The organism is Mesorhizobium sp. WSM4312, from assembly GCF_002294875.1.
Classification (GTDB): domain Bacteria; phylum Pseudomonadota; class Alphaproteobacteria; order Rhizobiales; family Rhizobiaceae; genus Mesorhizobium.
Window position 1 is genome coordinate 27,470 of sequence record NZ_NSFU01000010.1, and the last position, 24,320, is coordinate 51,789.

General features: G+C 61.8%; 21 protein-coding genes and 1 pseudogene. 13 read left to right on the forward strand and 9 right to left on the reverse strand.

What is annotated here, in order from left to right:
• Positions 1-41 precede the first annotated feature (41 nt).
• The gene (locus CK228_RS17840) at positions 42-233 is read right to left on the reverse strand and encodes a DUF2735 domain-containing protein (protein ID WP_095788702.1); all 192 of its coding nucleotides are present in this window, start codon (positions 231-233) and stop codon (positions 42-44) included.
• Between the two features lie 315 nt (positions 234-548).
• Between CK228_RS17840 and CK228_RS17845 the strand changes: the two genes are divergently transcribed.
• Both CK228_RS17845 and CK228_RS17850 read left to right on the forward strand, forming a co-directional pair.
• Complete coding sequence (locus CK228_RS17845) at positions 549-1,589, forward strand: glutamine synthetase beta-grasp domain-containing protein (RefSeq protein ID WP_095775794.1); 1,041 nt, start codon at positions 549-551, stop codon at positions 1,587-1,589.
• A gap of 132 nt (positions 1,590-1,721) precedes the next feature.
• Positions 1,722-1,988, forward strand: a pseudogene (locus tag CK228_RS17850) (transposase); the annotation flags it as partial.
• 617 nt (positions 1,989-2,605) lie between these two features.
• Here CK228_RS17850 and glnA read toward each other — a convergent pair.
• Both glnA and CK228_RS17860 read right to left on the reverse strand, forming a co-directional pair.
• Positions 2,606-4,015: a type I glutamate--ammonia ligase gene (gene glnA, locus CK228_RS17855; RefSeq protein ID WP_095788703.1), complete on the reverse strand. Its 1,410-nt coding sequence runs from the start codon at positions 4,013-4,015 to the stop codon at positions 2,606-2,608.
• Between the two features lie 62 nt (positions 4,016-4,077).
• Positions 4,078-4,416 (reverse strand): P-II family nitrogen regulator, encoded by a 339-nt coding sequence (locus tag CK228_RS17860; protein ID WP_006205430.1) that lies wholly within the window; start codon positions 4,414-4,416, stop codon positions 4,078-4,080.
• A gap of 354 nt (positions 4,417-4,770) precedes the next feature.
• Here CK228_RS17860 and CK228_RS17865 point away from each other — a divergent pair, with 354 nt between their 5' ends.
• Positions 4,771-6,300, forward strand: a complete 1,530-nt coding sequence (locus CK228_RS17865) for an NAD(P)H-hydrate dehydratase (protein ID WP_095788704.1) — start codon at positions 4,771-4,773, stop codon at positions 6,298-6,300.
• Between the two features lie 11 nt (positions 6,301-6,311).
• Here the strand turns inward: CK228_RS17865 and CK228_RS17870 are convergent, their stop codons facing one another.
• Positions 6,312-7,844: an acyl-CoA carboxylase subunit beta gene (locus tag CK228_RS17870; RefSeq protein ID WP_095788705.1), complete on the reverse strand. Its 1,533-nt coding sequence runs from the start codon at positions 7,842-7,844 to the stop codon at positions 6,312-6,314.
• A gap of 391 nt (positions 7,845-8,235) precedes the next feature.
• Between CK228_RS17870 and CK228_RS17875 the strand changes: the two genes are divergently transcribed.
• Positions 8,236-9,657 (forward strand): DEAD/DEAH box helicase, encoded by a 1,422-nt coding sequence (locus tag CK228_RS17875; RefSeq protein ID WP_095788706.1) that lies wholly within the window; start codon positions 8,236-8,238, stop codon positions 9,655-9,657.
• 107 nt (positions 9,658-9,764) lie between these two features.
• Here CK228_RS17875 and CK228_RS17880 read toward each other — a convergent pair whose 3' ends face one another.
• Both CK228_RS17880 and CK228_RS17885 read right to left on the reverse strand, forming a co-directional pair.
• Positions 9,765-10,739 (reverse strand): alpha/beta fold hydrolase, encoded by a 975-nt coding sequence (locus CK228_RS17880; RefSeq protein WP_095788707.1) that lies wholly within the window; start codon positions 10,737-10,739, stop codon positions 9,765-9,767.
• Positions 10,740-10,833: 94 nt separating this feature from the next.
• The gene (locus CK228_RS17885; RefSeq protein WP_095788708.1) at positions 10,834-11,655 is read right to left on the reverse strand and encodes an SDR family oxidoreductase; all 822 of its coding nucleotides are present in this window, start codon (positions 11,653-11,655) and stop codon (positions 10,834-10,836) included.
• 226 nt (positions 11,656-11,881) lie between these two features.
• Between CK228_RS17885 and CK228_RS17890 the strand changes: the two genes are divergently transcribed.
• From CK228_RS17890 to CK228_RS17915, 6 genes are all read left to right on the forward strand, one after another.
• A complete protein-coding gene (locus CK228_RS17890; RefSeq protein ID WP_095788709.1) occupies positions 11,882-12,916 on the forward strand; it encodes a cysteine synthase A in 1,035 nt (344 codons plus the stop codon).
• Complete coding sequence (locus CK228_RS17895; protein WP_095775812.1) at positions 12,916-13,659, forward strand: alanyl-tRNA editing protein; 744 nt, start codon at positions 12,916-12,918, stop codon at positions 13,657-13,659. The genes CK228_RS17890 and CK228_RS17895 overlap by 1 nt, the downstream gene beginning before the upstream one ends.
• Before the next feature lie 39 nt (positions 13,660-13,698).
• Entirely contained in the window at positions 13,699-14,595 is an 897-nt protein-coding gene (gene sseA / locus CK228_RS17900) for a 3-mercaptopyruvate sulfurtransferase (protein ID WP_095788710.1), read from the forward strand.
• Between the two features lie 5 nt (positions 14,596-14,600).
• Positions 14,601-15,164 (forward strand): GNAT family N-acetyltransferase, encoded by a 564-nt coding sequence (locus CK228_RS17905; RefSeq protein WP_095775786.1) that lies wholly within the window; start codon positions 14,601-14,603, stop codon positions 15,162-15,164.
• A gap of 100 nt (positions 15,165-15,264) precedes the next feature.
• Positions 15,265-15,822 carry an OmpA family protein gene (locus CK228_RS17910; RefSeq protein ID WP_095788711.1) on the forward strand — a complete coding sequence of 186 codons (558 nt, stop codon included), beginning with the start codon at positions 15,265-15,267 and terminating at the stop codon, positions 15,820-15,822.
• A gap of 181 nt (positions 15,823-16,003) precedes the next feature.
• Positions 16,004-16,471, forward strand: coding sequence for a DUF1203 domain-containing protein (locus tag CK228_RS17915; RefSeq protein ID WP_095775784.1), 468 nt, complete (start codon positions 16,004-16,006; stop codon positions 16,469-16,471).
• Positions 16,472-16,701: 230 nt separating this feature from the next.
• On the opposite strand, the gene CK228_RS17920 is transcribed toward CK228_RS17915, so the two are convergent.
• Positions 16,702-18,006 carry an outer membrane beta-barrel protein gene (locus tag CK228_RS17920; protein WP_095788712.1) on the reverse strand — a complete coding sequence of 435 codons (1,305 nt, stop codon included), beginning with the start codon at positions 18,004-18,006 and terminating at the stop codon, positions 16,702-16,704.
• Positions 18,007-18,218: 212 nt separating this feature from the next.
• Complete coding sequence (gene ald, locus CK228_RS17925; RefSeq protein ID WP_095775783.1) at positions 18,219-19,334, reverse strand: alanine dehydrogenase; 1,116 nt, start codon at positions 19,332-19,334, stop codon at positions 18,219-18,221.
• A 157-nt stretch (positions 19,335-19,491) separates the two neighbouring features.
• Here ald and CK228_RS17930 point away from each other — a divergent pair, with 157 nt between their 5' ends.
• The gene (locus CK228_RS17930) at positions 19,492-19,965 is read left to right on the forward strand and encodes an Lrp/AsnC family transcriptional regulator (RefSeq protein WP_095775782.1); all 474 of its coding nucleotides are present in this window, start codon (positions 19,492-19,494) and stop codon (positions 19,963-19,965) included.
• A gap of 32 nt (positions 19,966-19,997) precedes the next feature.
• On the opposite strand, the gene CK228_RS17935 is transcribed toward CK228_RS17930, so the two are convergent.
• On the reverse strand, positions 19,998-20,648 hold the full coding sequence (locus CK228_RS17935) for a 5-formyltetrahydrofolate cyclo-ligase (protein WP_095788713.1): 651 nt from the start codon (positions 20,646-20,648) through the stop codon (positions 19,998-20,000).
• 162 nt (positions 20,649-20,810) lie between these two features.
• Between CK228_RS17935 and CK228_RS17940 the strand changes: the two genes are divergently transcribed.
• Positions 20,811-22,076: an NAD(P)/FAD-dependent oxidoreductase gene (locus CK228_RS17940; RefSeq protein ID WP_095788846.1), complete on the forward strand. Its 1,266-nt coding sequence runs from the start codon at positions 20,811-20,813 to the stop codon at positions 22,074-22,076.
• 149 nt (positions 22,077-22,225) lie between these two features.
• A complete protein-coding gene (locus CK228_RS17945) occupies positions 22,226-24,205 on the forward strand; it encodes a bifunctional 2',3'-cyclic-nucleotide 2'-phosphodiesterase/3'-nucleotidase (RefSeq protein ID WP_095788714.1) in 1,980 nt (659 codons plus the stop codon).
• The last annotated feature ends 115 nt before the right edge of the window (positions 24,206-24,320 follow it).

Here is a 24,320-nt window from a genome sequence, read left to right on the forward strand (position 1 = left end):
CACGCCGGGCTTTTCCGTGTCTGGGACTCCGAAGAAGCTGATCAGCTCTTTGGCTGATTTTCTTCCTCGATCGCCGCTTCGTGATACCAGCCGTCAAAATCGGCGTACGTGTAGCGCAACGAAGCGATCTCTGCCGCGAATTTCGCCTTTGCGCCTAAATTTGAGGCAGATCTTCGCGCTGCAAGAGGGAACATCAGAATTTTTGCCGACGGACGGGAGGGGACGACTTCCATGGGCGGTTTCCTTAGTTTTCAGGAGCTTGTCGATTCAGCTTTCCCACAAGATAGGTCCTGCGATTCCTTTAGGCAATATGCCTATGAAAAGATCAGCAATTGCCGAATATTTATGCATAATTCGCGCTTGATTGATTTGGGCCCAGTGTTGAGGCGGCTCAGCAAATTCGACGCGATACCCCTGCCATTTTGCCGCACCCGCCGAAGTCGGAGTGGCACATGAATTGCGTTTTAGGGATCGGCAGCGCCGGCTGCCGACGGCAGACGTGTGTCGAGGCCGTTTGGTGTTCCATGAACAAGCAACGAGAGGCTAGAATGACGAAATACAAGCTCGAGTACATTTGGCTCGATGGTTACACCCCGGTCCCCAACCTTCGCGGCAAGACGCAGATCAAGGAATTCGCCGAATTCCCGACGCTCGAACAGCTGCCGCTGTGGGGCTTCGACGGTTCCTCGACCATGCAGGCCGAAGGCCGCAGCTCCGATTGCGTGTTGAAGCCTGTGGCGCTTTACCCGGATCCGGCCCGCACCAATGGCATTCTCGTCATGTGCGAGGTCATGATGCCCGATGGCGTCACCCCGCATGAATCGAACAGCCGCGCGACCATCCTCGACGACGAGGACGCCTGGTTCGGCTTCGAGCAGGAATACTTCTTCTACAAGGACGGCCGCCCGCTCGGCTTCCCCGAGAGCGGTTATCCCGCGCCGCAGGGCCCGTACTACACCGGCGTCGGCTACAAGAATGTCGGCGACGTCGCGCGCAAGATCGTCGAAGAGCATCTCGACCAGTGCCTTGCGGCCGGCATCAACCATGAAGGCATCAACGCCGAAGTGGCCAAGGGCCAGTGGGAATTCCAGATTTTCGGCAAGGGCTCCAAGAAGGCCGCCGACCAGATCTGGATGGCGCGCTACCTACTGCTGCGTCTGACCGAGGCTTACGGCATCGACATCGAGTTCCACTGCAAGCCGCTCGGCGACACGGACTGGAACGGCTCCGGCATGCATTGCAACTTCTCGACCAAGTTCATGCGCGAAGTCGGCGGCAAGGCCTATTTCGAGGCCCTGATGGCGCAGTTCGACAAGAACCTGATGGACCACATTGCCGTCTACGGTCCGGACAACGACAAGCGCCTGACCGGCAAGCACGAGACCGCGCCGTGGAACAAGTTCAGCTATGGCGTCGCCGACCGTGGCGCGTCGATCCGCGTGCCACACTCCTTCGTCAAGAACGACTACAAGGGCTATCTGGAAGACCGTCGTCCGAACTCCCAGGGCGACCCCTACCAGATCGCTTCGCAGGTGCTGAAGACGATCTCGCAGGTCGCGACCGACGCGAAGGTTTCGGCCGCCGCCTGATTGTTCGCGGCGCCGAACGCAAGGTCTTCGCCTCGACCAGAACTCGATAACAAAAAGCCCTGGCGGAAACGCCAGGGCTCAGGTTTCTGACAAACCCCTGGCAATTGCCGGGGGTTTTTGATTCAATGGGTCATGTTGAAGCGACCCGCCCCCGAACCGCGCTTGAGATGGTAACGTTGGATCAGTTGGATCCTGCTGACCACCTGTTACGCAAGATCGACCGCGCAGTCGACTTTTCCCTCATCCACGATCTGACGGCACCCGCTCTACTGCGCCGACAATGGCCGGCCGCCGCTTGATCCGACTTTGATGTTCAAGGCGCTGTTTGTGGGCTACCTGTTCGGCGTGCGCTCGGAAAGGCAGTTGCTGCGCGAGATCGAGGTCAATGTCGCCTGGCGGAGCGAATACCCCCAAAAAAAGTCAGGTTGAAAAAGACCGGGCAAATTTGCCGGACGGAGAGGCTTTTGGCTGATACTACTTGCCGCCACCGGTGTGGTGCGCTTTCCACTTCGCCGGAAAAGCCCGGAAAACGGCCTGTTTCATCTCATCCGTAGTCCAACGATCCTTTCTATAAGCCTCTGTTCATACATTGAAATCGGCGATTTATGCCTTCGTCCGGCGACGTTGACAGATCACGCTGCGGCATGCGTATTCGTGGCCATGTGGTTACGCCAAAGCGATGCTGTTCGAACGGGGCGGGGTTTCTTGAACGACGGCATTGGCGGGGGCGCCGGACGAGCGGGCATTGCAGCCTGAGGCAGTGCGCCGCTCGCTCCTGGCGTTCGATCGCGCGCTCGAAACTGCCACCCACAAGCCTTCATTTGTGATTTCCGCCGGTGGTCACGGCCCTGGCACGGGACATCAAACGATCCTTTGGAACGAAATAGCAGCGCTTGCGTGGCTGGCGACGTGCGCGCCCATCGGTGAGCATTGGTCGATGAGCATTGACGAACAGCAAAAGGCCCTTGAAGGCGGATATCCTTCAAAGGCCTTTTCAACGCTACCGGTACGGGTTCTTACACCGAATAGTACATGTCGTATTCGACCGGATGCGGGGTCATTTCGAAGCGCATCACCTCGGCCATCTTCAGCTCGATGTAGCTGTCGATCTGATCGTCGTCGAAGACGCCGCCGGCCTTCAGGAAGCCGCGGTCCTTGTCGAGGCTCTGGAGGGCTTCACGCAGCGAACCGCAGACGGTCGGGATCTTCTTCAGCTCTTTCGGCGGCAGGTCGTAGAGGTCCTTGTCCATCGGCTGGCCCGGGTGGATCTTGTTCTTGATGCCGTCGAGGCCGGCCATCAGCATGGCGGCGAAGGCGAGGTAGGGGTTCGCGCCCGGATCGGGGAAGCGGACCTCGACGCGCTTGGCCTTCGGCGACGAGCCGAACGGGATGCGGCAGGAGGCCGAACGGTTGCGCGCCGAGTAGGCGAGCAGCACCGGCGCTTCATAGCCGGGCACCAGACGCTTGTAGGAGTTGGTCAGCGGGTTGGTGAACGCGTTGATCGCCTTGGCGTGCTTGATGATGCCGCCGATGTAGAACAGGCAGCTTTCGGACAGGCCGGCATATTCATTGCCGGCGAAGGTCGGCTTGCCGCCCTTCCAGATCGACTGGTGGACGTGCATGCCCGAGCCATTGTCGCCGAAGATGGGCTTCGGCATGAAGGTGGCCGTCTTGCCATAGGCGTTGGCGACTTGATGCACGACATACTTGTAGATCAGCATCTTGTCGGCGTTGCGGACCAGCGTGTCGAACTTGATGCCGAGTTCGTGCTGCGCAGCCGCGACCTCGTGGTGATGCTTTTCGACGCGTACGCCCATTTCTGCGAGCACGGTCAGCATCTCGGAGCGCATGTCCTGCGCGCTGTCGATCGGCGGCACCGGGAAATAGCCGCCCTTGATGCGCGGGCGGTGGCCGAGATTGCCGGTCTCGTAGTCGGTGTCGTCGTTGGACGGCAGTTCGGTGGAGTCGAGCTTGAAGCCGGTGTTGTAGGGATCGGCCTTGTACTTGACGTCATCGAACACGAAGAACTCGGCTTCCGGGCCGACGAAGATCTGGTCGCCGATGCCTTCCGACTTCATGTAGGCTTCGGCCTTCTTGGCCGTGCCGCGCGGGTCGCGGTTGTAGGATTCGCCCGAGACCGGGTCGAGGATGTCGCACAGGATGGCCATGGTCGACTGGGCGAAGAACGGGTCCATGTGGACCGTGTCCGGATCGGGCATCAGCACCATGTCGGACTCGTTGATGGCCTTCCAGCCGGCAATCGAGGAGCCGTCGAACATGACGCCATCGGCAAACATGTCTTCCTCGACCTCGACGACATCCATCGTTACGTGCTGCAGTTTGCCCTTCGGGTCGGTGAAGCGCAGGTCGACGAATTTCACGTCGTTGTCCTTGATCTGCTTCATGATGTCTTTGGCTGTCGTCATGTCATGTATCCCTGTTTGATGACGTTTTTTGATGGATGACGTTTCTTGGAAGGCTGGTCGCGTCAGACCGCGTCCATTCCGGTCTCACCGGTGCGGATGCGCACGACTTCCTCGATATTGGAGACGAAGATCTTGCCGTCGCCGATGCGGCCGGTCTGGGCCGCCTTGCGGATGGCCTCGATGGCGCCTTCGACCGCGTCGTCGCCGAGCACGACCTCGATCTTCACCTTGGGCAGGAAATCGACGACATATTCGGCGCCACGATAGAGTTCGGTATGGCCTTTCTGACGCCCGAAGCCTTTGGCCTCGGTCACGGTGATGCCTTGCAGTCCGGCCTCCTGAAGCGCTTCCTTCACTTCGTCCAGCTTGAATGGCTTGATGATCGCTTCGATCTTTTTCATGTAAAAAGTGGCCTCCACTGCCAAAAAAACGGGTTGTGAACCCCCGCTTGCGCCTCCATCAAGCACGAACTGTGCCAGATAGCTGGATTCGAAGCGGTTTCATACGATTTCCAACCTATGCCGCGCCGAGATGCAAATTCGCGTCATTCGCAGTATCGGATGCGGCATGGCCTGCTGAAGCGACACAGTCCCCATGATTGCGTCCGCCTAACAATTAGGCAGGATGCTCATCTGGTGTGCGATTTTGCCTTGATACCCGCCTTGGTGGCATGGCCGCAGTTGGTGATGCGCTCCTCTTTGTTTGCGTCGGCTCGAAAACTGGACAATGCTTGATCGAATGCGGATCGGCAATCCATGAGCGATGAACTTCTTACTTCCGCCGAAATGGGCGAGGCGGACCGGCTGACGATTGCCGCCGGTCCAATCGATGGCTATGGCCTGATGCAGCGTGCGGGCGAAGCGGTCGCGGGCGAAGTTTTCAGGCGTTACCCCTCAGCGATGCACGTCCACGTGTTGTGCGGGCCCGGCAACAATGGTGGCGACGGCTATGTCGTCGCCCGCATCCTGGCCGGCAGCGGCGTCACCACCACGATCTGGGCGTCCGGTGCACCGAGGCCGCAAAGCGACGCAGCACTTGCGGCGGCGGAGTGCCCAATCGCGCCCCGGCCGCTGTCCAGGTTTGAAGCGGAGCCCGGCTCGATCGTGGTCGATGCGCTTTACGGGGCAGGGCTGTCCAAGCCGCTGTCGGGCGATGCCGTCAGGGCGGTGGGGGTCGCCACTGATCGGCGTTTGCCGGTTGTCGCGGTCGATCTGCCCTCGGGCGTTTCCGGCGACAGCGGCAGAGTTTTGGGCTTGGCGTTTGCCGCAGCCGCCACTGTGACCTTCGCGCGCAAGAAGCCAGGCCATCTGCTTCTGCCGGGCCGAGAGCGATGCGGCGACATCGTGCTCGCCGATATCGGCATCGGCGACGACATCATTGCACGGCTCCAGTCCCGGATATTCGAGAACAGGCCGGCGCATTGGCTGCGCGATTTCCCGGTGCCGGCTGTCGACACACACAAGTACAAGCGCGGCCATGTGGGCGTCTTTTCCGGCGGGCCGAGCGCTACCGGGGCCGCGCGGCTGTCGGCGCTTGCCGCGGCTCGAAGCGGAGCAGGGGCGGTGACCGTGCTGTCGCCGGGCAATGCCATGCGGGTCAATGCCGGCCATCTGACCTCGATCATGCTGCGCAAAACCGATGATGTCGCCGATATCAGGGAATTTGTCGGCGAACGCCGGCCTTCGGCCTTCGTTCTTGGCCCCGGCTTCGGCGTTGGTGACAAAACGCGGACCTTTGGGCTGGCACTCCTCGCCTCCGGACAGGCTCAAGCTGCTGCCACACAGGTTGATGGCCTCGTGTTCGACGCCGACGCGATCACCGCGTTTCGCGACGCGCCGGACGTCCTGTTCGAAGCGGCGCGCAGGCCACATGCGCCAGCCCTGGTAATGACGCCGCATGACGGTGAGTTCGCCAGGCTGTTTCCTGACATCGCCTCTGACAATGCCTCGTCCAAACTCGACAAGGCACGCGCGGCGGCCGCACGAGCCAATGCCGTTATCGTCTACAAGGGCGCCGACACGGTGATCGCTGCTCCCGACGGCCGGGCGGCGATCAATTCCAATGGCGCGGCCTGGCTTGCCACTGCCGGGTCTGGCGACGTGCTGTCCGGCATATCAGCCGGTCTGCTGGCGCAAGCCATGCCGGCGTTCGAAGCGGCCTGCGCCGCGGTCTGGATCCATGCCGAGGCCGGCAGCCGGTTCGGTGCGGGGCTGATTGCCGAGGATCTGCCGCTGGCGCTGGTGCCGGTGCTGCGCGAACTGGTTGCGGATCGAGGCGGGCGCTGAAGGCCGTCGCCTCACAACGGGATGTTGTCGTGCTTCTTCCAGGGGTTCTGCATGTCCTTGTTGCGCAGCATCCGCAGCGCCCGTGCCACGCGGCGGCGCGTCGAGTGCGGCATGATCACCTCGTCGACATAGCCGCGTTCGGCGGCGACGAAGGGTGACAGGAAGCGATCCTCGTAAGTCTTTGTATGGGCTGCGATCTTTTCCGCATCGCCAATGTCCTTGCGGTAGATGATCTCGACCGCGCCCCTGGCGCCCATCACGGCGATCTGCGCCGTCGGCCAGGCATAGTTCATGTCGCCGCGCAAATGCTTTGACGCCATCACGTCATAGGCGCCGCCATAGGCTTTGCGGGTGATGACAGTGATCTTCGGCACGGTTGCTTCGGCATAGGCGAACAACAGCTTGGCGCCATGCTTGATCAGCCCGCCATATTCCTGCGCGGTGCCGGGCAGGAAGCCCGGCACATCGACGAAGGTGACGATCGGGATCGAAAAACAGTCGCAGAAGCGCACGAAGCGCGCCGCCTTGCGGCTGGCGTCGGAATCGAGCACGCCGGCCAGCACCATCGGCTGATTGGCGACGAAGCCGACCGTGCGGCCCTCGACGCGCCCGAAGCCGGTGACGATGTTCTTGGCGAAACTCTGCTGGATTTCGAAGAAGTCACCCTCGTCGGCGACCTTCAGGATCAGCTCCTTGATGTCGTAGGGTTTGTTGGCGTTGTCGGGGATCAGCCGGTCGAGCGACAAATCGTGGTCAGTGACGGACTGGTAGCATTCGATCTCGGGAATGTCAGATGTGTTCGAGGCCGGCAGCAGGTCAACCAACCGGCGCATCTGCAAAAGCGCCTCGACGTCATTGTCATAGGCGCCGTCGGCGATGGAGGACTTCGTCGTGTGCACCGAAGCGCCGCCGAGGCTTTCGGCCGTCACCGTCTCGTTGGTGACGGTCTTCACCACATCCGGGCCGGTGACGAACATGTAGGAGGTGTCGCGCACCATGAAGATGAAGTCGGTCATGGCGGGTGAATAGACGTCGCCGCCGGCGCACGGACCCATGATCACCGAAATCTGCGGAATGACGCCGGAGGCCAGCACGTTGCGCTGGAAAATCTCGGCATAGCCGCCGAGCGCCGCTACGCCCTCCTGGATGCGCGCGCCGCCGGCATCGTAGAGCCCGATGATCGGCGCGCGGTTGCGGAGCGCCATCTCCTGCACCTTGATGACCTTTTCGGCATGCGCTTCCGACAGCGAGCCACCGAATACGGTGAAGTCCTTGGCGAAGAGGTAGACCGGACGGCCGTTGACCGTGCCCCAGCCGGTGACGACGCCATCGCCGGCGATCTTGGTCTTCTCCATGCCGAAATCGGTCGAGCGGTGCTCGACATACATGTCGAACTCTTCGAAGGAGCCTTCGTCGAGGAACACCTCGATGCGTTCGCGCGCGGTGAGCTTGCCCTTCTTGTGCTGGGCATCGATGCGCGCCTGTCCGCCACCCATACGGGCGATGTCGCGCCGGCGCTCGAGTTCCTTCAGCACGTCCTTCATCGCTCGGTCCCCAAAATAGAAGCTGCATTTGTGGTAATGATGCCCGTCGGGGAGTGCAAGCGTCGGCTTTCCCAGCTGGTTTTGCTGCGCTGCAACATGACGCCCCTTGCATTCCGGGGCGAACTCAGCCATATGCAGCCCATAGGCGCTTGGGCCGGGAGATTCCGGCCTTCTCGACAAATGAGACTGGTTGCGTCTGTTTTCCCTCTTTCCGGCAAATCGGTAAGGCGGCGAAAAAGCCCCGTGGCATGATGCCTGCGGGCACGACAGCGCAGCCGAGCGGACGCACGCGTCCGCCCGCCTTGTCGTTTCATATCAGTTTTTCGACGGCAGGTTGCGCCCTGCCGCCATTGATGTTTGCGGCCAAGAAGCCGCGTGAAAGAAGAATATTTTGACCAACGAAAACACATTGCCCAGCAACGAAACCGTGGAACTCTCCGGCTTCGCAGCGCTGGGAATCACGGGTGCGCTGCTCAAGGCCACCCACAATGCCGGCTTCACGGAGCCGAAGCCGATCCAGATGCAGGCCATCCCGCCGCAGCTGGAAGGCCGTGACATTTTTGGCATCGCGCAGACCGGCTCCGGCAAGACCGCGGCCTTTGCGCTGCCCATCCTGTCGAAGATCATCGCGCTCGGCACCAAGCGGCGCGCCAAGACGACCCGTGCGCTCATCCTGGCGCCGACCCGCGAGCTCGCCGTGCAGATCGAGGACACGATCAAGATCCTCGCCAAGGGCGCGCATGTCTCGACGGCACTCGTGCTGGGCGGCGTCTCGCGCTTCAGCCAGGTGAAGAAGGTTGCTCCCGGCGTCGACATCCTGATTGCCACGCCCGGCCGCTTGACCGACCTGGTGCGCGAGGGCGACCTCATCCTCTCCGACACCAAATGGCTGGTGCTGGACGAGGGCGACCGCATGCTCGACATGGGCTTCATCAACGACGTCAAGCGCATCGCCAAGGCGACCGCGCCTGACCGCCAGACGGCGCTGTTCTCGGCCACCATGCCGGACGAGATCGCCGAACTGGCCAAGGGTCTTCTGAAGAACCCGGTCCGTATCGAAGTCTCGCCGCAAAGCACCGCGGCGGCCGAGATCGTCCAGGGCGTCGTCTTCGCCCGCACCAAGCAGAAGCGCCAGGTGCTGTCGACGATGCTTGCCGACGAGGCGATGAAGTCCGTCATCATCTTTTCGCGCACCAAGCATGGCGCCGACCGGGTGACCAAGGATCTCGAGCGCGATGGCTTCAAGGCCGCCGTCATCCATGGCAACAAGTCGCAGAATGCCCGTCAGAAGGCGTTGAACGATTTTCGCGATGGATCGGTCCGCATTCTGGTCGCGACCGATATCGCGGCGCGCGGCATCGACGTCCCCGGTATCAGCCATGTCGTGAATTTCGACCTGCCGGACGAGGCTGAAAGCTATGTCCACCGCATCGGCCGCACCGGCCGCAACGGCATGGACGGCATTGCGATCACGCTTTGCGATCCTTCGGAAAACAGCAAGCTGCGCCAGGTCGAGCGCATCATCCGCACCAAACTGCCGATCGTCGCCGACCATCTCGGCAGCCCCGATCCGCAGCGCAATCCGGCTGAAAAGCACGAACGCTTCGAGCCCGCCAATGATCGCAACGACCGCAATGGCCGTCGTGACGGCCGGCGGCCGGGCGGCGAGAACAAGGGCAACGGCTTTGGCAAGAAGCGCTTCAGCGACAAGCCGGCCTTTGCCGGTGAGCGCAAGCCGGAAGGCGCTAAGCCTTTCAAGGGCAACAACAAGCGCCGTTTCGGCGGCAAGCGTCCGGCAGCGCGGGCTGCCTGACCAGCCTCATGAAGGCCGGCCAAGCCTTGGCGCTTGGCTGGTTGCCTGATTGACACAGAAAAAGGCGGCCGAAGCGATGCTTCAGCCGCCTTTTTCGTCTGCGCACCTTACTTCGCCACCGCCTCGATCCAGACGGCAATCCGTTGCGCCAGAAATGCCGTGGTCGATGGCGACAGCGCATCGCCGGCAATGACATGGTTGTCTGGGTCACCGGTGTCGTCGACCGGCACCAGTTCGTGCGGTGCCCCCCAGCGCCCGGCGATTTCGCGGGTGCGGTCTGGCCGCACCACCCTGTCCGAATCCGAGAAGATGAACAGGGCAGGGATATCGGCCTTCTCCACCGGCGCCCTATAGGCGAGTTCCGTCAACGCCTGCATCGGCAGCGTCGCGGCAACCGGATATTTGGTGGTCCAGAATTTCTCGTGCAGCGCGTTGCGCGCAAGGAAACTGCGCTCCTTGCCGGTGACGAGTTCGGCGATCTGCTTGCCCCAGGGCATGGTCAGGATCTCGGCGCCGGATGCCTTCACGCCGAAATTGGGCGAGATGAATGCAATCGCCGCCACCCCATCCGATGCACCCGGCTGCGTTGCCGCCCATGCCGCCAGCGAGCCGCCGGTCGAGGTCGAGATGACGATCACCTTGTCGCCGATCGCCCGGCCGATGGCGAGCGCTTCCTCATAGTCGTTGATCCAGGCGTTGACGCTGCCTTGCGTCATCGCCGCGCCGTCCCCCCCGTGACCGGTCAGGCGGGTGTAGAAGAGATTGGCGTCCAGCAGGTCGGCCACGTCGTCGGGCAGGGGGCGGACCTCGCCCTTCGAAGCCGAGAAACCGTGGATGTAGACGATCGACAGCGGCGTCTTGGCATGCACCATGGGGTTGGCCCAGACGATCTCCTTCTCGAGCCCGTCGCGGATACCGGGCACGGCGGCTTCCACCTTCGCCACATAGGCCTGCGGATCGTCACCGATGACGGAAGGATCGAAGCGGATCGTGGTGTCGACGGGAACGCGCGGGCCGAAGACGAAGGCCAATGCGAGGACGGCGACCAGGGTCAGCACAGCAAGCACGATCCGTCGCCCCATCGCAGACTCCACGCAACAACAACAAGCCTATGGCGGTGGCCATGAACAGGCAACGACCGTTCAGGCCGTCGCACCACCAAATCCTGTGGGCTTCCTATTCGTTGGGTGACTTGCGCTCGTAATGCAGCGGCCGTGCCTTCCAGCTGGTCATCAAGCTGATCACCCATCGGCTTATCGGCCTGGGCAACAAAGCGAGAAATTTCAGCGGCCAGCTCGTGCGGTACGGAAAAGTGACTTCGAAGCCGCCGGATTTGATTGCCTTCACCATGCGGCGCGTCGCCCGGGTGACCGGCATCAGGCCTGGCATTGGCAGCATGTTCTTTTCGGTCAGCGGCGTGTCGACAAAGCCGGGGTTTATCACCTGGACGCGGATGTTCATCTTGTCGAAATCATACTTCAGCGACTCGGCCAGGATATTGATCGCCGCCTTGGTGCCGCCATAGGCGGCCGTCGTTGGCCAGCCGAAATAGGCGGTGACCGATCCGACCAGTACGACGTGGCCGCGCGACCGCACGCGCATATACTCCACGACCGGCACCAAGCCGTTGATGATGCCGAAATAGTTGACCTCGAAGGACCGGCGAAAGTCCTTGACGACGAGAGCCTCTCCAGGCGTCGAAATGTAGTTTCCGGCATTGAAGACGGCGAGCACGATGGGGCCGAGCTCCTTCTCGATCGCGGCCACCGTTCTTGCCATGCGCGGCTCGTCCGTGACGTCGCAGGGAAAGGCCGTGACGCTGCCCGGCATCTGCGCGGTCTCGACGATGAGCGTGTCGATCGGATCGTCATCCAGAGCCGTTACCGCCACCGCATAGCCCTGGGACGCCAGATCCCTGGCCAGCGAGCGGCCAATGCCGCTGCTGCCGCCCGTGACCCAGGCGACGCCGTGTTTCGGATCTGCCCGATAGAGTGTCATGCTGCGCCCTGCCGAGTTGTTGGTGCCTTGCTCTAGCGGTCAGGGAATCGAATGAAAAGAGTGCTTTTCGACCACGGATGCAAATGAACTGTGGGATATCGAGCAGGCTGCAAAGGGTGTAGACGCACAGCAGTGCCGGAAATGCGACTGGACCAGGCGAATTCTTGCCTTGAAACCGAAGCTTCGGGTTTCTAGGGTTTCGGCGCACGCACACAAGGAATCCTGAATGCCCCGTTCTGTGATCGACGCGATCGGCAACACGCCTCTGATCCGCCTTAACAAAGCGTCCGAAGAAACCGGCTGCGAGATCCTGGGCAAGGCCGAATTCATGAATCCGGGGCAATCGGTCAAGGATCGCGCCGGCCTTTTCATCATCCGCGACGCCGAACAGCGCGGCCTGTTGAAGCCGGGCGGCGTCATCGTCGAGGGCACGGCAGGCAATACGGGCATCGGGCTGACGCTGGTCGCCAAGGCATTGGGTTATCGCACCGTCATCGTCATTCCCGATACGCAGAGCCAGGAGAAGAAGGACACGATCCGGTTGCTCGGCGCCGAGCTGATCGAGGTGCCGGCCGTGCCCTACAAGAACCCCAACAATTACGTGAAACTGTCGGGGCGGCTGGCCGAGCAGATGGCTAGGACCCAGCCCAACGGCGCAATTTGGGCCAACCAGTTCGACAATGTCGCCAACCGCGATGGGCATATCCGCACCACGGCGGAGGAAATCTGGACCCAGACCGGCGGCAAGGTTGACGGTTTCGTCTCGGCGGTGGGTTCAGGCGGCACGCTGGCCGGCGTCGCTTTCGGGCTGAAGGCCAAGAGCAAGGATGTGAAAATCGCGCTTGCCGACCCGCTTGGCGCCGCGCTTCACAGTTTCTATACCAGCGGCGAATTGAAGTCCGAAGGCAGTTCGATCACCGAAGGCATCGGGCAAGGGCGTATTACCGCCAATCTCGAAGGGTTCACGCCGGATTTCTCGTTCCAGATCAAGGACGAGGACGCGCTGCCGATCGTCTTCGACCTGATCCAGGAAGAAGGCCTGTGCGTCGGCGGCTCGACCGGCATCAACATTGCCGGCGCTATCCGGCTCGCCAGGGAATTGGGCCCGGGCCACACCATCGTGACCATTCTTTGCGACTACGGCACACGCTACCAGTCGAAGCTGTTCAATCCGGAATTCCTGCGTGAGAAGAATCTCCCGGTGCCGGGCTGGATGGAACTGCAGAGCAAGATTTCGGTGCCTTTCGAAAAGGTCGCATGATGGCGCACAAGACGGAAGCGCTGTTTCGCGACGACGCCTATCTGCGTACGGCGGATGCGGCGGTTGCCGCAGTCAATGATCGTGGCGGCATCATCCTCGACCGGACGATCTTCTATGCCACCTCGGGCGGCCAGCCGGGTGATACCGGCTATCTCGTACGTGCCGATGGCAGCCGCATCGCCATTGCCGCCACCATCACAGGTGAGACCAAGGACGAGATCATCCATGTGCCGGCGCCGGAGCAGGCGGATCTGGTGGTTGGCGAGAAGGTCAACCTCGCGATAGACTGGGAACGTCGGCACCTGTTGATGCGCATGCACGCGGCTTGCCATCTGCTTACCGTCGTTTGTCCGTTTCCAATCACCGGTGCCGCGGTTTCCGAGGACGATAGCCGGGTCGATTTCGACATTCCGGACGCCAGTTTCTCGAAGGAAGAGGTCACCGCCAGCCTGATGGATCTGGTGCGCGCCGATCATCCGATTTTCACCAGGCTGATCAGCGACGAGGAACTCGCCGCTAACCCCGGCCTGGTCAAGTCGAAGAACGTCCGGCCGCCGGTCGGCACCGGCAGGATCCGCCTGGTCTGCATTGGTGAGAATGGCGCGGTCGATAGCCAGCCCTGTGGTGGCACACACGTGAAAAGCACCGGCGAAATCGGTGAAATCCACATCGGCAAGATCGAAAAGAAGGGTCGCGAGAACAGGCGCTTCCGCATCCGTTTCGGCCCGATGCCGGCCGCCTGACACTTAACCCTTGCCCTACCCGCAATAGAGAGAACCAGAATGGCCGAAGACAGTCCTTTCACCGTCGACGCGGACTGGCTGCAGGCGCGCCTGGGCGAGCCCGGCCTGACCATCGTGGACGCGTCCTGGTACCTGCCGGCGCAAAAGCGCGACGCGCGCGCCGAATACAATGCCGCCCATATTCCAGGCGCCCGCTTCCTGGACCAGGACGCGGTGTCGGATCCCGACGCTGCCTTGCCGCACACGCTGCCTTCGCCTCAGCATTTCGCGCAATATGTCGGTGCGATGGGCGTGTCCGCCGACGACACCATTGTCGTCTATGATGGTCCGGGTTTCTTCTCGGCACCCCGGGCATGGTGGATGTTCCGCATCATGGGTGTTTTCCAGACCTATATCCTGGATGGCGGTTTCGACGCTTGGAAGGCGGCCGGCCGCCCGGTAACGTCTGAGCCGACGAAGATCGCGCCAAGCGTGTTCCATGCCGATTTCGACGCCGGCCGCGTCGCCAGCCTTGCCGACATGCGAGGGATCGTCGAGACCGGCGCCAGCCAGATTGCCGATGCCCGTGGACCCGGCCGCTTCACCGGCGTCGAGCCCGAGCCGCGCGCGGGTGTCCGCTCCGGCCATATGCCGGGCGCACGCAACGTGCCGTACTCCGCACTGTCGGAAAACGGCATGCTGTTGTCGAAGGACCGTTTGCGCAAGGTGATCGAGGACGCCGGCATCGACCTGTCGAAGCCCGTCGTCACGTCTTGCGGCTCCGGTGTCACCGCCGCGGTGGTTACGCTCGCGCTGGAGACGCTTGGCCACACCGACAACAGGCTTTATGACGGCTCATGGACGGAATGGGGCGGGCTCTCCGATACGCCTGTCGTGACCGGCCCCGCGACGGTTGGCCCCGCCAAGACCGGCCCCGCCAAGGGCGGCAAGGAATGAACGCGATGGAAAACGGTGTGCTGCAGGACATTGAAGTCACGGTGACTTTTCTCGAAATGCATGCCCCTCCTGCGGTCTCCCCGCCAGTGCCCTACAACCGCCAGATCGCGCTGCTGAAGACCAGGGACATCCCCTTGCATTTCTATCGCTATCTGATGGACCGGGTCGGCCGCAAATGGCATTGGGTGAATGTTCTCAGGCTGGACGATGAGGAGCTTTCGGCCGGCATCCACCGCGAGGACCGCGACATTAGGGTGCTCTACCTCGACGGCGCGCCAGCCGGCTTCTTTGACCTCAAGCCGCATCTGCCTGATGAAGTCGAACTCGCCTATTTCGGCATGATGGAACATGCCACCGGGCAAGGCATTGGCCGCTGGTTCCTGGGTTCGGCGATTTCAGCCGCCTGGTCGCATGGGCCAAAACGGGTAACGGTGCAGACCTGCACGCTGGACCATCCGGCAGCTCTGCCGCTTTACCAGAAGCTCGGCTTCAAGCCGGTCGCGCAGAAGAACGAGGTCGTGCATCCGCTGCCTTTCGCCGAGCGCTCGGCCAGCGTCATGCGCCCGTGACATTGGCCGGAACCTGAACCGGCCGTTCATCGGCGCTTCAGCCTGCCTTTGGCATCTTGCCCGCATCATCAATGCGGCCGAGGCCGAAGGAGAAATAGATATGCTGACACGCCGCACACTCGTCGCCGCGCTGATCGCAGCGATCGCCATGCCGAGCCTTGCCGCCGCCCAGGCGACGACGCCTTCGGCCGCGACGATCGAGCGCAAGCTCGAGGCGGCGCCCCGGGTGAAGCTGCGGCCCAACGAGCGTGTCACCATCCGCGAATTCAAGCGCCGGCCGGATTTGCGCCGCATGGCGCGCTCGATCGACATCCAGTCGATCAATTTCGCCTTCGGCTCGGCGGCTATTTCCAGCTCGCAATACGACAAGATCGAGAATATCGCCGACGCGCTGCGGCGCATCCTGCGCCGCGATCCCGGCGCCCGCGTGCTGATCGAAGGGCATACCGATGCCGTCGGTTCCTTCCAGTCGAACCAGATCCTTTCCGAACGACGGGCCGCTTCGTTGAAACGTACGCTGGTGCGCGAATTCGGCGTGCCCGGCTATGTCCTGGAAACCGTGGGCTACGGCGAGGAGTTCCTGCTCGTGCCGACGCAGAACGAAAACTGGCAGAATCGCAGGGTGACATTGCGACGCTTCGACGATTTCATTCGGTGAACCAGGGTTCGATCAACTTTAATTAGCTGGCTTGTTTTAATCGGTCGGCCCTATCGATGATGCTTTTTGATCTATGGGAGGGACCGACATCGGATCGGTCCCTCGATCCCTTGGCAAGAATCGGGTGGGAAACATTGGCCCGAGCACATAATTTCCGGTCAGCAAACCGGAGGTTTTCATCATGGCCATTCAGTTCAAGGCGCTACCCAGCGAACAAGTCAGGACGCTGCAACGCGGCGGTCTCGACGCTTACGGCCAGAGGCCAGAGCGGAGGATTTCCGACGGCGACGGCATGCCTTGCCGGCATTGCCTGAAGAACATCGCAGCCGGCGATGCCTATCTCATCCTTGCCTACCGCCCCTTTCCGGAGCTTCAGCCCTATGCTGAAACCGGGCCGATCTTTCTGCATGCGGAAGAGTGCGAGCGTGCGGCCGAGACCGAATTGCTTCCCGAGGTCCTCGAAAGCCCGGACTACATCGTGCGCGGCTATGGCAGGGATGATCGAATCGTCTACGGCAGTGGCGGGGTCATTCCTACCGAAGCGATTGCGGCACGGGCCGAGACTTTGTTCGAGCGCGACGACATCGCCTATGTGCATGTCCGCTCGGCGCGTAACAACTGCTACCAGTGCCGGATTGAGCGGGCCTGAAACGCAAAGGACTGCGCTCGGGAAGCCTGTCGTACTCCCGTCGCATAGATGCGATAGAACCCGATTGTCGATAGATTGGCCGACCGCGGATGAACCGGCGGCAATCTCGATACCGAGGAAGCGGGGCTTTGGCTCCGCTTTTTTGTTGCTTGGGTCCAGCGCAAAAGCCTTCAGCGCAAAAAAAAGCCCGCCGGCTAGGCCGGCGGGCCGCAACTTTTACCTGGAGGGCTTTAGTTGAACTTGTACTTCGCGCCGAGACGCACGGTATGGAAAGAAGAAGTGGATGTGATGGAGTCGTCGGGCAGCCCCGACTCCGACGAGAAATCCTTCTTGGCAAACTGCGAATAGCGATACTCGACACCGACCGTGACGTTGCTGGACACTGCCGTTTCCAGACCGCCACCAACCGAGAAACCGCTGGAACCCCAGTCGAGGATATCGCCGATCGGGTCGGAAGCATTTATGTCGAAATGCTGCCAGCTGTAGCCAGCCAGTGCGTAGGCAAGCGTCGATTCGTTCATCTTCATGCCGACGCGGCCGAGCACGTCGAAACCGTAGTCGGTGTCGACATTGATCGATCCGCCGCCAAGGTCCAGCTTCGAGGTCATGCCGGAGTAGCGGGCGTCGACCATAACGCCTGCAACCCAGTTGCCAAAGTCTTGGTCGTAACCAACGTTCAACTCGCCAAACGCGCCTTCGCCACCGAGGCCATTGAACTTGGCGCCGCCGAGCGGCGGGATTTCAATCTGGTGCACGGACGCACCCGCGCCAGCCGCGCCGCCGATATAGAAGCCGGTCCAGTTGTATGCAGGGGTTTCAAAAGTGGCACCGCCGCCATTCCGGGCGCCAAAACGATAGTTGGCCGCAATCTGGAACGTATGCCGCGACGTATCGAGGTTGAGAAGGCCATCCGGAGCTCCGATAAGGCCGGCCTCCGAGAGGAGATCCTCCTTGGTGCCGAAGCGCGTATAACGGTACTCTGTCTTGATCGTCCAGTTGCTGTTGATGGCCGTTTCAATGCCGCCGCCGACGAAGTAGCCGCTCTGGTCCCAATCAAAGCCGAAGCCAGCATTGGTATCGAGCTTGTACTTCTGCCAGGAATAGCCGCCGAGCACGTAGCCCAGTGTGTTCGGGGTAAACAGATAGCCGACGCGCAGGCCAGCGTCGAAACCGTATGTCTCCTGGATCGAGGCGTTGAAACCGGCGGCATCGATCTTGGTTTTGATATCGCCCACGTGGACGTCCAGCAATCCGCCGAGCAGGAAGCGGGGAGACACCATATAGTCGTAACCAGCGGTCAGCTCGCCGTAAACACCCTCACCGCCAATGCCGTTCAGTGAAATCGGAATAAAGTCGCTGCTGAGTTTATGAACGTTGGCACCTGCACCCACACCGAAGCCGACATACAGCCCACTCCAGTTGAGACCGGACGCCTCGACCGGCTGCACCACATCGGCAGCATGCGCGGCAGACATCAAAGCCACTGCAGAAACTGCGCTTAAAAGGAAAGATTTCGCGGAAACGCGAAGAAACATAGCCCAAACCCCTAATCAATAAACCCGCCGCGTCTCTAGCAGGGAGTCGGTCAGATTAGGAATGACAAATGTGCAACAGTTTTGGGCAAACCAAAACCTGCGGCTGACACTGTTCTGCCCAGTAAACAGGCCACCGCCCTAGATCGGCCAATAATAAGCCCGCCGGCGTGGACCGGCGGGCAACAATAGCAAGTTGACTTTTTCTGGGTGTATCAGGCGGCCAGAACAGCTTTCGGCTCGACCAACTCGTAGCCGAGCGCTTCGGCGACCGCCCGGTTGGTGATCTTGCCCTTGTGGACATTGAGGCCGTTGCGCAGGTGATGGTCGTCGACCAGCGCCTTCAGGCCCTTGTCGGCGAGCTGCAAGCCGTAGTGCAGCGTCGCATTGTTGAGGGCGTGGGCCGAAGTGACCGGCACCGCACCTGGCATGTTGGCGACGCAATAGTGAATGACGCCATCGACCTCGTAGGTCGGCTCGGCGTGAGTCGTCGCATGCGAGGTCTCGAAGCAGCCGCCCTGGTCGATGGCGACGTCGACCAGCACCGAGCCCTTCTTCATGCCCGACAGCATTTCGCGGGTGACGAGCTTCGGTGCTGCGGCACCGGGAATCAGCACGGCGCCGACGACGATGTCGGCCGAGAAGCATTCTTCCTCGAGCGCCTCGACGGTGGAGTAGCGGGTGTGCACACGGCCGGCGAAGAGGTCGTCGAGCTGGCGCAGGCGCGGGATGGAGCGGTCGATGATGGTGACATCGGCGCCAAGGCCGGCGGCCATGCGGGCCGCGTGCAGACCGACGACGCCGCCGCCGAGCACGGTGACCTTGCCGGGCAGCACGCCGGGCACGCCGCCGAGCAGCACGCCGCGGCCACCATTGGCCTTCTGCAGCGCCGTGGCGCCGGCCTGGATCGACAGGCGGCCGGCGACTTCCGACATCGGCGCGAGCAGCGGCAGGCCGCCACGATCGTCGGTCACGGTTTCGTAGGCGATCGCCGTGACGCCCGAAGCGAGCAGGCCCTTGGTCTGCTCCGGATCCGGAGCCAGATGCAGGTAGGTGTAGAGGATCTGGCCGTCGCGCAGCTGAACCCACTCATTGGGCTGCGGCTCCTTGACCTTGACGATCATGTCCGACTTGGCGAACACGTCGGCGGCGGTCTTGGCGATGCTGGCGCCGGCGGCGCGATAGGCGTTGTCATCGGCACCGATGCCGGCGCCGGCGCCGGCTTCGACCAGAACTTCGTGGCCGTGCGCCACATATTCGCGGACCGAGCCTGGTGTGAGGCCGACACGATATTCGTGGTTCTTGATTTCCTTGGGGCAGCCGACGCGCATTTTCTTCTCCTGATCCAGGCCCTTTTGGGCTCACTCCCTGTATTGTCGGAGTGAACCATGAATCGGCTCGCAAGTGTTTGCGAATGCGCTTGCGCGGACAGGCAGGTTTCGCTAATCCTTGCGCGAAATAGCAGGATATTCGCAGGATTCACGAAAAATGCCGCTCGACAGGATCGATATCGCCATTCTTGAGACTTTGCAGAAGGACGGGAGGATACCCAATGCGGCGCTCGCGGAGAAGGTTGGCCTGTCGCAGTCGGCCTGTTCGCGCCGGCTCGATAATTTGGAAAAATCCGGAACCATTCGTGGCTACCACGCCCGGCTGTCCAATGCCGCGCTCGGCCATCGGATGACGGCGATCGTGCATATATCGCTGTCGGGCCAGTTCGAGAAGACGCTGTCGGATTTCGAAGCAGCCATCAAGCGTTGCCCCAATGTCTTGTCCTGCCACCTGATGTCGGGCGAGTACGACTACATCCTGCGCATCGCAGCGAAAGACCTGGTCGACTATGAGCGCATCCACAAGGAATGGCTGTCGGCGATGCCGCATGTGACCAAGATCAACTCGTCCTTCGCTTTGCGCGAAATCGTCGACCGCACCGCCATGGGCATGAAGCCGGAGATGGCTTGAGCTTGCCGGCCTGACCTTGCTCTAAACAGGCTTCAGGCTTCAGTGACGATCCGATTCATCGGAATGTCGTGCGGCTGCGGATAGATGGTGGCGATGCGCTGCAGTTCGTAGCCGACGCCGATGACCAGCGGCTTGGACAGTATGGCGGCCAACGTGCGGTCGAAGAAGCCGCCGCCATAACCCAGGCGATAATTTGCCGGATCAATGCCGACGATCGGCGCGATGACGATGTCAGGCAGCACCGGATCGCCCTCGGCCGGGATCGGGATATTCCAGACGCCCTTTTCCAATCGGTCGCCCGGTTTGTAGGCACGGAAGATCAGGGGGTGCCCTTTCTCGACGACGATGGGCAACGCCGTGCTGCCGCCGCGCTCGTTGACGGACGCCATCCATGGCCGCAGATCCGGTTCACCGCGAAACGGCCAGTAAAGGCTGACCATGCGACCGCGGATCTCGCCTATGATCGTGTCGAGCCCTTCGGCGATGCGCCGGGACATTGCCGTTCGCGCGTCGGCCGAAACTCCAAGGCGGGCTGCGATCAGTCGCTCGCGTTCGGCCTTGCGCCAGCGCCGCACATCGGTCCAGTCGGACAGCGGCGCCCGGAATTCCGGATCGAGTTCATGCATGAAACAGGGCGGCGAGGCATACTGTGCCGGACCCTGGTCGTCATGATTGTTGGCCATGCGTCACCTCATAGCGTATTCGGTGACGCTATACCTCGCGACACGATACAACTTGTGCATTCACGACATGGGACGGCGAGTCCCGGGCACTATCCTTCTGTTGTTGCATTGCACAAAAATACCTACATCCGGGACAGGCATCTTGCCATTGGGGTGAACGAGATGAACCAGGTCAGCCACCATGTTGTCGTCGTCGGCGCGGGGTTCGGCGGCCTCGAACTCACCCACGCGCTGGCTGGACAGCCCGTGCGCATCACCATGATCGACAAGCGCAACCACCATCTTTTCCAGCCGCTGCTCTACCAGGTGGCGACGACCGCGCTGGCGACCTCCGAGGTTGCCTGGCCGATCCGCCATCTTCTGCGCAAACGCAAGGACGTGACGACGCTGCTGGGCAATGTCACCGGCGTCGACCGTACCGGCAAACGCGTATTGCTCGACGACGGCAGCACAGTCGCCTATGACACGCTGGTGCTCGCCACCGGCGCCCGTCACGCCTATTTCGGCCACGACGAATGGGAGCCTTTCGCGCCAGGCCTGAAGACGCTGGAGGACGCCACCACCATTCGCCGGCGCATTCTCACGGCCTTCGAGCAGGCGGAGCGGGAAACCGATCCCGCCAGACGCCAGGCGCTGCTGACCATTGCGATCGTCGGCGGCGGGCCGACTGGCGTCGAACTGGCCGGCACCATCGTCGAGCTGGCGCACGACACGCTGCGCGGCGAGTTCCGCAACATCGACACGCGGCAAACGCGCGTGGTGCTGATCGAGGCCGGTGACCGCATCCTGGCCAATTTCGCGCCAGAACTCTCAGATTATGCTAGCAAGGCGCTCGAGCGGCTCGGCGTGACGGTCGAGCTCGGCCGGGCCGTCACACGCTGCGACGCCGAAGGTGTCGTGTTTGGCGACAAGCAGCTGGCAGCCCGAACGATCCTGTGGGCAGCTGGCGTTGCCGCTTCGCCCGCCGCCGAATGGCTGGGAGCGAAGGCGGACCGCGCGGGCAGGGTGCTCGTCGAGCCTGACCTCAGCGTGCCGGGCAGCCCGGAGATTTTCGTCATCGGCGACGCCGCCCTTGTGCTGCGGCCCGATGGACGGCCGGTACCCGGCGTGGCGCCTTCCGCCAAGCAGGAGGGTCGCCACGTCGCCGCGACCATCAAGTCCAGGCTCGGCGGTGACGACACCACGCGGCCATTTCAATACAAACATGCCGGCGATCTGGCGACGATCGGCAAACGCGCCGCCGCGATCGACTTCGGCTGGATCAAGCTCACGGGCTGGCTCGCCTGGTGGCTGTGGGGCATCGCGCACATCTATTTCCTGATCGGTTTCCGCAACCGACTTGCGGTTTCCCTGAGCTGGCTATGGATCTACGTGACGGGCCAGCGCAGCGCCCGGCTGATCACCCAGGGTGACAACGACAAGACCTGACTCTTCTTTGCTGTCCCATTCATCCGCCCGTCATCTGGTGCTGATGGATTGACGTGCGGATGCGCGCGACTTCTTGAATGGACTTGAGCTGATTTCGGCGCGAAGTTCGCTTGGGGCAGGGCGTGTCACGTCGTCAATGAGGAGAAAACATGTCGCAACTGCTCCATCCAGTCTCCCGCCGCGGTTTCCTCGCCGGCGCCGCAGCCACAGCGGCGCTGATCGTGCTTCATCCCTTCTCCGCCCGCGCTCAAGCCAACCAGGCGCATCTTCGGATCATGGAGACCACCGACATCCACGTGAACGTGCTGCCTTATGATTACTACGCCGACAAAGCCAACGACACGATGGGTCTCTCGCGCACGGCGTCGCTGATCGACGCGGTGCGCAAGGAAGCCGTCAATTCGATGCTGATCGACAATGGCGACCTGCTGCAAGGCAACCCGATGGGCGACTACATCGCTTACGAGAAGGGCCTGAAGGACGGCGATCTGCATCCGATCATGAAAGGCATGAACCTGCTGGGCTACGAGTGCTCGACGCTCGGCAACCACGAGTTCAACTACGGCCTCTCCTTCCTGGACAAGGTGCTGGCGGGCGCCAATTTCCCCTTCGTCTGCGCCAATCTGATCCGCGGCACCGAGCTTGCCGCCAACCCGCGCGACGACAAGCTCTATCTCAAGCCCTATGTGATCCTCGACAAGAAGATCAAGGACGGTTCGGGCGCCGAACAGCCGATCAGGATCGGCATCATCGGCTTCGTGCCGCCACAGATCATGGTCTGGGATCTCAAGAATCTCGAAGGCAACGTCAAGACGCGAGACATCGTCGAGGCGGCCAAGGCCTGGGTGCCTCAGATGAAGGAAGAGGGCGCCGACATCGTCATCGCGCTCTCGCATTCCGGCATCGACGTGAAGCAGGGCGACATGATGGAGAACGCCTCGTTCTTCGTTGCCGGCGTCGATGGCATCGATGCCGTGTTCACCGGCCACCAGCATCTGGTGTTCCCCGGCAAGAAGGACTTCCAGTCGCTCGAAGGCGTCGACACGCAGAAAGGCACGCTGCAGGGCAAGCCCGCTGTGATGGGCGGTTTCTGGGGCTCGCATATGGGTCTGATCGACCTGATGCTGGAGCGTGACGGATCGAAATGGAAGGTTGTCTCCGCGACCTCCGAAGCGCGGCCGATCTTCGAGCGCGTCGACAACAAGAACAAGCCGACTGTCCCCGACGACAAGCGCATCATCGCCGCCCTCGAACAGGACCACCAGGCGACATTGACCTATGTGCGCCGTCCGGTCGGCAAGACCTCCGCGCCGCTCTATTCCTATTTCGCGCTGGTCGCCGACGATCCGTCGGTGCAGGTCGTCAGCCAGGCGCAGACCTGGTACTTGAAGGATATTCTCAAAAGTACGCAGTGGAAGGACGTGCCGCTGCTGTCGGCCGCTGCTCCCTTCAAGGCGGGCGGGCGCAACGGCGCCGACTACTATACCGACGTGCCGGCCGGCGACATCGCCATCAAGAACGTCGCCGACCTCTATCTCTACCCGAACACCGTGCGGGCCGTGGAGATCACGGGGGCCCAGGTGAAGGAATGGCTGGAGATGTCGGCCGGCATTTTCAACAGGATAGAGGTGGGGAAGGCCGACCAGGCTCTCATAAACACCGATTTCCCGTCCTACAATTTCGATGTCATCGATGGCGTCTCCTACAAGATCGATCTCGCGCAGCCGCCGAAATATGACACCAAGGGCGGAGTGGCAAATGCCGGCGCCAATCGCATCGTCGACTTGATGTTCGCCGGCAAACCAATTGATTCCAATCAGAAATTCGTCGTTGCGACCAACAATTACCGTGCCGGCGGCGGCGGCAATTTCCCCGACATCAATGCCTCGAAGATCATCTACGAGGCGCCGGACACCAACCGCGACGTCATCGTTCGCTACATTGTGAGCCAGGGCACGATCAACCCGTCGGCCGACGGCAACTGGTCGTTCGCACCACTGCCGGGAACCAGCGTCGTGTTCGAGACAGGCGTAAAGGCAAAGGATTTCATTGCCGATGTGAAGGCGCTGAAGATCGAACCGGCGGGCGAGGGCGAAGCAGGGTTTGCGAAATATCGCATCCTTCTTTGAGGGTATCGGCGATCCCTTGGAGACAGGCCCACGCCATACAAGCGTGGGCTTGGTCGCGAAACGGCGGCTTCCGTTGGTTGCGGGGTATCGGCGTCTGCCGCAGGCAAATGATACC